This is a genomic window from Pseudomonas sp. B21-028 (assembly GCF_024749045.1).
Lineage (GTDB): Bacteria > Pseudomonadota > Gammaproteobacteria > Pseudomonadales > Pseudomonadaceae > Aquipseudomonas.
Window position 1 is genome coordinate 4,941,596 of record NZ_CP087184.1, and the last position, 11,433, is coordinate 4,953,028.

An 11,433-nucleotide genomic window follows, 5' to 3' on the forward strand; every position below is an offset into this window, starting at 1 on the left:
GAGGACTTTAGAAATTGATTAAACTTTTCTTCCTATCCTCAAATCTAACGAAAATAGCTCATTTTGAATATCTGCTTCGCGAGCATCCGATCATGCTCCTGCCGCCTCCTAATTATGGAAAGCCATACTACGAACCGCGCATTGAAGACCGAGATGAGCTGTTAAAGAAAAGTATTCAGAGCGCCAACCTAAAATTAGCAAAGAACGCAAGCGGGAATGACCAACTACTTCAGCCTGATATGGCTTTCAACACTGAAAAAGAGAATACAGGTCTTTTAGCAAGATATGCATCAAAACACCAGCATCGGATTTTTTTTATCGAGGATACTTCAATAGCCATCGAAGCTCTTAGCATAAATCGAGAGTTCCCTGGCGTAGACGTCAAGTACTGGATGAGAGAAACATCATTCTCCGACTTAGACCAACAACTGAAGTCACTAGGCAACAACAGAAAAGTTACCGTTAGATCGGATATTGTATTGTATCTACCGCCACACCTGCGCAACACGCCCGAGGAAACATATAAGGTTTTTGTAGGTGAGGTCGCAGGGTCTATCGTTAACGAAGAAACCTCTTTCAAGACAAACAAAGTATACCCATGGCTTGATAATAAAACGTTCAATAAATGGTTCGTACCCAACGGTGCAAAGAAGCCTATAAGTCAGCTATCAATCAGCTCTAGCCTGAAGTATGACTTTAGAAATCTAGCCTTGCACAAGTTGATTTTATTTCTGAGAACAAAGGATCTCCTTGATACTAAACAGTCCCAGGTAAAGCCTTTGCAGGGGGAGCTTTTTCCAAGGAGGAATTACATAATCTGCGGCGCTACATGCGCGGGTAAAACCTTGCTAGCTTCAGCCCTCACACGTCTCCATGCTTACCAACACATCGAGGCAAGTGATTTTATGAGGTGCGCCCTGTATACTAGGCATGGATATACAACCACCATGAAGATTCAGGACTTTGCCTCGGATGCTTTAAAAAAAGATCCGGGAATTGTAGCTCGCCAAATTGCTTCTTACGTCAAAAATATGCCGACCACCGGGCTTGTAATAACAGGTTTTCGCTCACCTCAAGAGATTAAAATTCTAGAGGTAGAGCTTTCAGGTATTGCTATCGAGACACTCTACATAGACAGTAGCCTTGAAATTAGATATCAACGTAACCGTAAAAGAAATCGTGCTGACGCGCCTATTAGCCTGCCGGAGTTCCGACAGAAAAATGACGCGCAAAATGCGATGGGGCTTGATGCAATTCGTGCGCAATCTAAAACAATACAAAATGAGAGGAGTTTATTCTCTTATATAAGAAAAACCCTCCGCTATCTAACTAATGACTCTCATCTGATACCCTTTAACTGCGAAATCTCCAGAGCGACGATATTTCTTCCACTTGAACAAGCGCTTCTTATATCAATGTTGGCAGATCATAGCAAAGGGCTTCTTCCCCTCACTACTACACAAATCGCGAGAAATGCGGAGTCTAATATTCCAGAATTGAGGATGAAAGGAGACAAGTATCTCCCAATGGACAAGAACAACGTGAGCAGATTTTTCAACCAGCGCTTCAGCCCCCATTTTGAGGCGTTTAATCGAAACGAGAAACTATATTTCAGTTTGTCACACACGGGCATAAGTGCAGCGATCTCTCTTTTAAGAAAAATATCAAGTGACACTCAATAATCCGGTCTCGCACCTGTGTTTCAAGTGAGAATTATGAAAAAAATGGCGCGGCGGATAAATTCACATGAGCGGCTGCGGTACAGAACCTGCGTCGACTGGCCAAACTTACATTTCAAGGGCCACCCGCCACAGGATAGGTAAGCCTGCTTCAAGCAAAAACCCTAAAATCAACCCACTGACACAGCAGCAACGGTCAACGAAGTATCGAATAGCCAGAGTAGGTTCATTGATGAGGCCAAGCTCAGCGTCACGTTTCCTGAAAAACCGACTTTTCAACAGAATCGGTCGACTTCTGCCGGCCAAAGCGCAACCCGTGCGCTGGTCAAGTGGAGTGCAATTCTCCACCAAGCATTAAGGGCGATGGGCGGACAGTCAAACACCTGGCTGCGCTGCATTACCAGATACAAGGTCTGCTTTGTGAGCTATTGGTCAAAGGCAATCACGCATGCCTCGCATTAAAGCCAGTCAAGTGATACATAAACGCATAAACGTAGATACCGTATAAGCCCTCAAGTCCGTGCCCGGCCATAACACAGGGAACCCCGCCCTCAACGGTCGGGAATTGTCCCAGCCGAGCGTGAATCGATAGGCAGCGATAACATGCCCCCCCCTGGGGTCTTCAGAATCGCCCTTATGGCAGTTCTTAGTTCTGGTCCTTCAACCCAGACCGATAGAATTCGTACGACAGAGGATTAATTTGCCGAGAGCCAATGTCCTAGCGCCTCCTCTCCTGTCGCATCAATCAACATATCTACCTCGCCCAGGTGCGCCTTTCGCAAATCAACATCCAGCATTCGTACGGAGAGGAGATCCCGGGACTGTCCAGCTCAAGCGTGATGCTCATACAAAGGGCTCTATTCATGGTGAAATACCGCAACCCGAGACAGTGACGTCCAACGTTTCTGACATCAGTTGATCGAAATCCACCAGCGTGAGATTACCTCCACCAATCCCACCTCCCATCTTTGCAAGCATGTCAGCGAGATACCCACCAATCGTCCCACAACCCACTAAGGCAATCTTCAATCCTGACAGCGTCCTCACTGATGGGATGCTGCGCTGCGCGATGTAGTGCTCGTCAATGCGCATCGCACCAAGCCGGGTGACTCGGAAGCTGGTCAGCTACTTCCTACACGGATATCAATTGTGTGGTGAGTGCGCGCGAGGAGCGACCCGGTGGGTGCATTCTGCGGAGCAGGTCCCCGGAGACAAGCTCCAGGAATGGACCAGCGGGCGCCGCTCCGCCAACTGGTTTTTTGCCTCTAAGAATCAAAATCCTTGAAGCTCGACCTCCGCTCGTTGCACCATCACCTCCGAACCGGATGATCGGCGAGTCGGTGCACCGACCCGGGGAACTCGATTGATTGAGCGCACACCCAAACTTCAGCTAACACCCAGAGCCTTAAAAGCGGCATCTACCGGATCGCTGTAAAAACTGGTTTGAAATTTTGCAAACAGCTCGCCAGGTACTGTTGGGATATCGGTAACGCTAGCCATTGGCAGGAGAATTCGTTTCGCGCCAGCGTCAAATGCCACTTGCATGCATTCTGCGAGGTTTTCGACTGGAATTACATTGCCACCCAAGCTCATATCGCCAAGCACAACCATCTGCGCCTGGAGTGGCCTCTGCATCAGCACGGAACAGTAAGCGACAAACCCAGCGAGAGTTAGCGCTTTAGGTGCGCCAGTGTTATGAAGCTCGACTGCATGAAGGTGATAGTCGTGATCCCCCACTTTCGACGCAGCACTCACCCGACTGATGTTTGCTTTGAAGTAATCAAAGGCAACTTTCAGCGCCTCTTTTGCAGAAGAGCTGTTCCCAAGACCAGACATATTCAGACGCCCGCTGCCTGCCGTTACCTGCGTTTCCAGACGGTACAACCCCAGATGTCCGTTAGCGCCTGTGGAAACGAGGTGCATCGCCCCTGGCTTGCCTTGCCCCTCAGGAATAAGCCCACCGCCGCCCTGCTCCGGCACGCTAATGAACGTTTCTTCCAGCGTGTCCAAATCAATGTAAGAAAAATGAACATCGTAGAACTCCATTCCCCCGATCTTTTTCAACTGTTCTTTTACCCTTCTACGCGTCTCCAATGCATATTCAAGGCAACGGCGGACGGCCTCGCGATCATAATTTGCGCTGGGGTGCAGCAGCTTAAGGAGACCAGAAACCGTACGCCGCACTGCAATGGTGTCACGCTGGTTCAAGTTATTCCCAAGCTTGAAATAGCGGTCTATGGCATCAGCGAAATTACGCTTACGCATTTCTCGCATGAACTCGGCCAGATAATCAGTGATCAGCCCATAGCGATTCGTAAAAAACTCGGGACGCATCTTAGGTACTTCCCACCCAGGGATGTAGGCGTGGAAACGATCAAAAAATGCTGAGTCGATCATTGCAGAAGGAAACGGCGCCAAGAGATGGCTGGTCTTCACCAGTGTGTCTACAGGCTGATTGATGTTACCCACGAACATCATGCTTGCGGATGCGGAAATGGAGTCCCGGCCACGAGCAAAGGAGCCCGAGGCCATGAAATCTTTCATGATCTGGACCCCATCCTTGTCCTTGAATGAGATACCCGCCACTTCATCAAACGCAACGACGTCCCACATCCCGACCAAGCCGATCTGACGCCGAGACATGTTATAGAAAAGGTTAGCAACCGTAGTTTGGCCACCTGAAACCAGAATGCTGTTCGGGCTGACTTCTTTGTAGATATGGCTTTTACCGGTACCGCGCGGCCCCAACTCACAGCAGTTGTAGTTGTTTTCTACGAAAGCGATCATCCGCGTAAGGAGATGCCACTTCGTACGCACGTTGAAATGAGCCGGCTCCATACCCGTCGAACGTAACAGCACGTCCATCCACTGATCTTCTGTGAAGTGCTTCCGAGCCACCAGCAGCGCATCCATGTCCATATTTGGCATCTGGATCGGCTTCAGATCATGGACGGTGAAAGGCGAGCCTTTGGCGCCCTCTTCGAACAAATAGTTCATCGTCACGATACACCAGATACCGCCCGCCAGCAGCTTCTCGAACTCTTTGATGAAGCGACTGGGTATTTCCGCATCCTTGACCCCCAGGTTCATGAACAGCGCCTGGTAGATATCTCGACGCTCGTTTAGGCTCACGGAAACCTTGTCAATGATCTTGAAGCTGCCTCGCTCACGGATCTTCGACTTCACCTTCTCGGCTTCATCGGGGCGCACGTAGTTCTCTGAGAGGATGCGCTTGACCGTTTCAAGACCGTCCGCAATCACTTCTTCGTTGTCTGATGCACAGTACATCCCGAGCAGATACTCAAGAACGTAAACAGGTACGTTGATACCTTCCTTCAATCGCTTGGTGAGATCCTTGCGGACCACCTTGCCCATGAAGAACTCGTTCAGGCGACCATCAAGGTCCAGATCGAGGTTTTCACTGTCAGAAATCAAAGTCATTGCTGATCGCCAGGTTGATACGGACATCAATACGGAACTGCTCAACGTCGGTTTCGGCATCAAGCAGTTTGAAATAATACCGCTCACCAGAAGGGAACGGTCGATTCAGCAGGGTCAAGATTACCTTGCGCTGCCGCTGATCAAGGTTTGGTGAGTCGCTATCGAACGACACCTGCTCAACGACAGAAACCGCCTCTCCAATGGCATCAAAGACCCCAACGCGCAATACAGCAGGCTGAATCCGGTCAGACACAGGCTCGGTCTGCAACAGATTGAATACATAGCGGTTGGTCGTCACTGTGAAATTGTTACCTAGTGCTGTCACCTGCGCTTTCCGAACCGCAGTCTCTTTGGCCTTTTGGCCTCTCACCTGCTGGACCTTCAGCACAGGAACGGCAATTTCCTGCAACGTTCCACCGCCGTGGATGAAACGAGCCCCCCCCACAAAGTGGAATCGGCTAACCCCGCGGGGCGACCAAAACATCATATCGTCAGTAATGCCCGCAGTTTCTCTGATGTACCCGCTCAACACCTGTTCGCTGGTACCGAGGTTACGCCCAATCAAATAACGCTTTTTCGATACCACACTGTTGGCAGGCTTAGTGACCAGCTTGCTTTTGTCCAATGACTCTAGCGCTGAATCCTGGAACAGGAAACCGTGGTCAGCAGTGACCAACACACGATGCCCATTCAGATTGTTGATGATTCGACTCACGATGGATTCCAGCTCGTGGATCGCGTCACGGCAGGCGGTAAATGTGCTGCTTTCCGTGCTTGCTGTGTCGCCTACGGCATCAATCTTGTTGTGGTAAATGTAGATAACCCGGTGGGGCTTGATTAGCTCCCGCCCATCTGTCTTGTTCATGTTCAGAAAATCTTCCGCACGGATGGCCAGACCATTTACTGCCGAAAGAATTTTGTTGCGCGCGTCCAACCCATCTGTGCTAAGCCCATCCACTTGCACCAAACCAGCATCGGTGTAACTAAGAGTTTTGTGGGGTAGCAGGCTCGCCATCCCGAGCTTCGTGTAGGACGGCAGGACTCCCAATTGACTACCCAACTCAGCCGCGAACCTGTACTTACCGTTGAGCGAGTCACGCAGTTCTTGAGCAACTTCATAGCGCAATGCATCGCTGATAACTACAAAAACACGCCGGTCATCGCCACCCTTCAGATAGCGATCAACTTGATCGGCATAAAAATTCTGCTGATTAGGAATCCCAGGAAGCTTCCATTGCTGGAGCAGTCCGCCATCAAGGAATGCTCCCCATTTCTGTGCGAGAGGCTGGAGGAAACCCGTCAAGTAATCTTGCTCAACCCGAGATGTCAACGGAGACAACGCATCCGGGCTTCGGGCATACACGACATCAGCAGCTTCGTGGTAGATCCTATACAACTGATCAAAGCGGTAAAGCTCTTGGGTATACGCGTTGTAACAAGCTTCCGGAGACTCGAAGGAGAAACCACCTGTATAGCGCCTTCTCAGCTCAAACAACTCAGAGGCTGCGATTAGCGAGCGGTAGTAGGCGTGCCACACCGAACGGTTCGCGTCATCGTTATCTGGCCAGCGGGGATTAGCCCAATATCCGTCCATTCGGCGAGCCGCCATATCCCGTAGCTGCTGACCCATTATCTCGCTGGTGTTGCTTAGCACCGAATCGCGTAGCCGTTCAGCTATCTGCCGCTCAACGTCGACAAAAGTGCTGACCAACATGAGTGCCTCCACAGGTGCCTGAGCCAGCAAGTCACCCGGCCGCAATTCCATTGCAAGTCTGCTGGACAACCGATCATACGCGCGCTGACGAAGAGTACTGTCTCGCCATTGGGACAGGAAGACGGCCACGTTAGCCGCACGTACTGTGCTCAACTGGAGAGAGAGCATGTTGCTTGGTGCCTGTGCGCCCAGTGCATAACCAATGTCGGTAGCAAACAAACGCACAAAAAAATGCTTCACCGATGGATCGGCATGCTGATATCCAAAAGCTTGTAGCATGAGTTGCCAGAAGACCGCCTGCATCTCGAATTTGCAGATTGAATCCCACAACACGTTCTCTTCGAGGTTTTCAGCGTCAGCAAGCGACGAAAATATCGCAGTAAAAACCGCAAACTGCTCCGCTTGCTCAACTTTCGCGAGCACAGCCAGGATCTTAAGGTCTACGGCGGCCTCATCGTCATCCGGACTCAAAAGACGCTGAATCTTCGCTACCCTATCCTTGCTAGCAAAGAATGCGCTGCGAGCCTTCAAGTGATCTCGCAAACTTTGACGTCGCAACCCTAGCTCTTGTAGCAGCATGGATGTCCTATCCGCAGCGAAAGAGGCGGCATAAAGGCGGATATCCAGTAGCCAATCATCCTCGGGGGCAGGAGGGCTAGCCTGCTCATAAAGGAGAAAAAGAGAGTCCGGCCTGTCGGTTTCTATGGTTTTCTTGATCGCTAACGCGGGCACCGAGGAGCGTCTTAGGACCTGGACGTCTGGAAGAACGATGCTATCCAGTAGCTCACTGAACTCGCCCTCCGCATCTTCCCACCATACAACTCGGCAAACGCTGAACAGCTGCAACAAGCTTTGGCCAATCTTTTCTAGTTGTGCAGACTGCTCTGACATGATTCACCGCCCCCAAGCGGGTTTAAAATATTACAAAATAAAACCCTATAAGGGTGCTTTAAGAGCAAAAAATAAACCGACCGTTTCAAGAGCCGATCACTAGCCTTGTGTTGCTCGGCCCGTAAGTATTTGGTCAACGACAGTTTGCAGAGTATCAACCACGCCCGCCCGCCTTGAAGCAGACATTTCCATGATGTTACGCAGCTTCCATCGAACCGCTGGCAACTGATCAATCCCAGGCAAATTTAACAACGACCAGTCCGGCTCCCCACGCTTAAGAGAAAGCAAAAAATCGGCGTCTCGCTCGGTGAATTGCTCACGGATTGCAGTAAGCAACGACGTCCTGGTGGATTCCAATTGATCGAGGGTAGCTGGCTCACGCGTCATGCCCGAAAACTCTGCCTGGAAGATCCCATCAAGCTTCTTCCATCGAGGGGAAAGAAGCTCTGCCATAGGTCGACCATGACTGATCAGATAAACCAAGAAACCTTCAAAAATTTCACGTGTCAGCCCTTCTTCACGGAGCATTAACATGACATCAAACAGGTCTCTGGGGTGCTGTCTATCCAGGGCAGCGCAAATTTTTCCGCCATACAGATCAGGCAAAGAAACGCATGATATAGAAGCAAATCCAAACTCGTCCTCCACCTGCGCGACCACAGCACGCTCAGTGGGTTGATGAACCGTGCCTCGTAAAACCGGCGACACCTCGACCTTGATCTGAGCTTGTTGGCTTCTTACCAAAATTCGCAACTCATCTTCCCGATTGCTTTGGACGGTTGCACCTGTATTGGGCAAGCCACGACCCACCGCATCTGCAATACGTCCAAGCGCAGCGCGAACATCCAACAAAGCCTGGTGACGATCAGAACTGGGTAGGTAAGCCAGATCGATATCCACCGACAGACGAGGCAGATCTCGGACAAACAAATTGATCGCAGTCCCACCCTTGAGCGCAAAACAGTGCTCAGCCGCCACGTAAGGTATCACCTGGACCAACAAACGGACCTGAGCGGCGTAACGAGGATCAAGAGACATTGGCAAATTTCTCTGGCACGGTTATGAGGAACTCTTTATCAAGTCGACCACCCGGCGTGATCTGACGCTTGCCTTTGCCTATATCCACCTTCGAAACGTCTATTCGGCTATACCATGCGTGGCCAGCATTTCGAGCCAGCAAAAGGAATACACGTTTGACGCGAATGGAGGTGCAGGCCTCAAGCAGTCTTTGCAAGCGGCGGGGGCTAAGGGTACCTAACCCGCTGAACAAGTCGACCACACCGCTAAAAAGACTCTCGTCCGCGCTTCGATGGATAAGCTCAAGCACGGCACGCTCTGGGGTGGAAATTTGCAGGTGAAATTGAGAGTAAGGCACCTGAAAGGCTTGCAACGCAGGATCTTCCATTGAGGCGAAGAGCCCGGTGGAGTGAAAATTTACCGAGACTTCCCATGCGTACTTTCTGAACCAGCCAGGCAGGCTGGTGGCGGCTGTGGCGAACAGTTCGACAGTCTCTTTCCCGAATGATAGGTAATGGCTGTGTCCAGCCAGGCTCAAAGCCGTCGCCCCACCCGGCCAAATCCGTAATGGCTCGTCCTGTTGCAATGCGAAAACGCCGCCTTGCCAGTCAATCTTATCGCCGCTCCTCTTCCACGTGCCGTGACCAATACGCTCCAGCCAGCCACTGTGCTGATACTTTTGTACCAGGTTTGGCCCTACGCCATGCTCATGTAGCCACGCTTGCGTGGCTACAGCACCGGAGGGCCAATCGGAAAGGAGCTGGTTTATTTTCACTGCCAGTATTTATCCATAAGGATTATTTTCAGCTAGATTTTAAACCAGCCAGCTGAATTCAGCCAGTCGGATGTCGGTAAGTATGCCCCCAAGGGGGCCTGCTCTAAACCACGGCTACGCAACCAGTCCGAAGACCATCAACTGATGTGAAATGACCATCGTTCTAATGGTGATTCAAATTTCGAACTCAGCCGAAACTTCCTTCTTTAACTTTTCCTCACGGTGACGAATGAATCTCTTTATTGATTCAAGATCATTCCAATCGCAACCGACTTCATTTATTTCATTTTGAGACATCAAAGGCGCTAAATTATAATGAATAACCTTCTCATCACCGCCCTTCCGTCCCTTGCTGGAGTTGGATGCCGCATGATCAATCACTAAGTTACCCAGATTATTCAGATAGTTCTCTCTAAAGTCATCATCAAACTCAACAGACAATGCTTTTTTTGCAGTGATATGCTCAATACTAAGCTTTTCACGGGCATCTTTTGAAGCGTAGTCTCTGCTCGACAACAATGGAAAGCCCCTATGCCGACGAAGACTATTCTCGTAAGAAAAAAGAATATATCTGACTACGTTTTTTTCAAGCCAATCATAATAATTATTATAATCAAAGGCTTCGCGAGCCCGCCCGTTAATGTTCCACCAATTCCCCAAAACAAAGTTCTCGATCACTTCAACGACATCTCTATCGTTGCGCATAGAAGTAAACTGATAGCTTTCGCCGTTGCTTCGCAGTCGAGCTAAAGAGGAGCGAAAGGTAAAGGCATTGATGGCTTTAACCAAGCGCGGAAATTCAGATGGTCTTTCACTATGCACCTTCATAAGCGCTGGATAGAAGGGAGCAACACGACCAATCATAAATGTTTTTGCCAACTCCGGATCAATGAATCGGCGATCTCGGATCTGAGCAAATAATTGAAAGCTTTTTTTCAGGCGAGCTGGGTAGTCTCTAATCTGCTCTCTCGCCTCTTCCCGCCGTTCCGCATCACTCACCAATCCAAGTATTTTCTCCTTGATGTAGGACTTCGGTTTATCAGTGTAATCACTCGGGTACGTCTCAAATGCAAGCGTGTGATAACGCAGCACATCCCGATCATTAATGTTGTGCGACTCAATCAAACGATAAATTTCAGCAAAGTCCTCTTGGATTTTCCCTATCACTTGCTCGGGGTGATCGTAAACAATTCCCGCGTTATACATCAGGAAACTTTTGATCGATTCCAGATCCGTTAATCGCCGCCCCCTATCATTCAACAACTCAAATATCTGGGTAGCCGTACTGATCTTGTCCACCACATAGAGCAGCACATCAGCATTGATGGCGGTCGTATAAACTCGCTCAAGCATGGCCAGATCATGGCGAACCAGCTGCTCCTCGAAATATTGCCGTGCGTCCAACAAAAGCCGTTGCGAATGGGTTCTTAGTGTTACGTCCTCGGTTGCAGGCGGGCGGTCGCCCAAAACCAGATCATGTAGGAAGGCATTACCCTCATTCGCCGATTCAAGCTTGAAGACATCACCATCACGCACAAAGATCCGCCGCGTACGCTCAGATATGAGCGTAGAACCCTGGGAAATCATCTTCCCAATCAATACATGCATAAAGATGACCAGGGTGGTCAACCGTTGCTGACCATCCACGATATCCACAAGTGCGAACTCGCTCTTGTTTCCGTTCAGATGGAAGAGAAAAGAACCTAGGAAATAAGGTCTGTCTGGGTGCTGACTACATAGATCATTGAAAAAGTCTTCAAGATTGTCCTCACGCTCCCAGGAATAGGCACGCTGGTAGGTGGGAACACTGAAAATACGAGTGCCATCGAAAATATCTTTGACAGTGGATTTGCCTGTTTGCACTTACATTTTCCTTGTCGAGATAAAGCGGCCCACATCAGTGAGCCGCCAATCAG

General features: G+C 49.8%; 7 protein-coding genes. 1 reads left to right on the forward strand and 6 read right to left on the reverse strand.

Annotation, left to right across the window (positions count from 1 at the left end; all coding sequences use genetic code 11):
- The first annotated feature begins 14 nt into the window (after positions 1 to 14).
- Positions 15 to 1,682: a non-canonical purine NTP pyrophosphatase gene (locus LOY35_RS21280; protein WP_258626706.1), complete on the forward strand. Its 1,668-nt coding sequence runs from the start codon at positions 15 to 17 to the stop codon at positions 1,680 to 1,682.
- A gap of 858 nt (positions 1,683 to 2,540) precedes the next feature.
- On the opposite strand, the gene LOY35_RS21285 is transcribed toward LOY35_RS21280, so the two are convergent.
- From LOY35_RS21285 to LOY35_RS21310, 6 genes are all read right to left on the reverse strand, one after another.
- Entirely contained in the window at positions 2,541 to 2,771 is a 231-nt protein-coding gene (locus tag LOY35_RS21285) for a ThiF family adenylyltransferase (RefSeq protein WP_258626709.1), read from the reverse strand.
- A gap of 294 nt (positions 2,772 to 3,065) precedes the next feature.
- Positions 3,066 to 5,120: a protease Lon-related BREX system protein BrxL gene (brxL, locus tag LOY35_RS21290; RefSeq protein ID WP_258626712.1), complete on the reverse strand. Its 2,055-nt coding sequence runs from the start codon at positions 5,118 to 5,120 to the stop codon at positions 3,066 to 3,068.
- A complete protein-coding gene (pglZ, locus tag LOY35_RS21295; protein WP_258626720.1) occupies positions 5,104 to 7,725 on the reverse strand; it encodes a BREX-1 system phosphatase PglZ type A in 2,622 nt (873 codons plus the stop codon). Before pglZ ends, brxL begins: the two co-directional genes overlap by 17 nt.
- 99 nt (positions 7,726 to 7,824) lie before the next feature.
- On the reverse strand, positions 7,825 to 8,763 hold the full coding sequence (locus LOY35_RS21300) for a nucleotidyl transferase AbiEii/AbiGii toxin family protein (RefSeq protein WP_258626724.1): 939 nt from the start codon (positions 8,761 to 8,763) through the stop codon (positions 7,825 to 7,827).
- Entirely contained in the window at positions 8,753 to 9,517 is a 765-nt protein-coding gene (locus LOY35_RS21305; protein ID WP_258626726.1) for a type IV toxin-antitoxin system AbiEi family antitoxin, read from the reverse strand. The genes LOY35_RS21300 and LOY35_RS21305 overlap by 11 nt, the downstream gene beginning before the upstream one ends.
- Positions 9,518 to 9,691: 174 nt before the next feature.
- The gene (locus LOY35_RS21310; RefSeq protein WP_258626728.1) at positions 9,692 to 11,380 is read right to left on the reverse strand and encodes a DUF262 domain-containing protein; all 1,689 of its coding nucleotides are present in this window, start codon (positions 11,378 to 11,380) and stop codon (positions 9,692 to 9,694) included.
- Positions 11,381 to 11,433 lie beyond the last annotated feature (53 nt).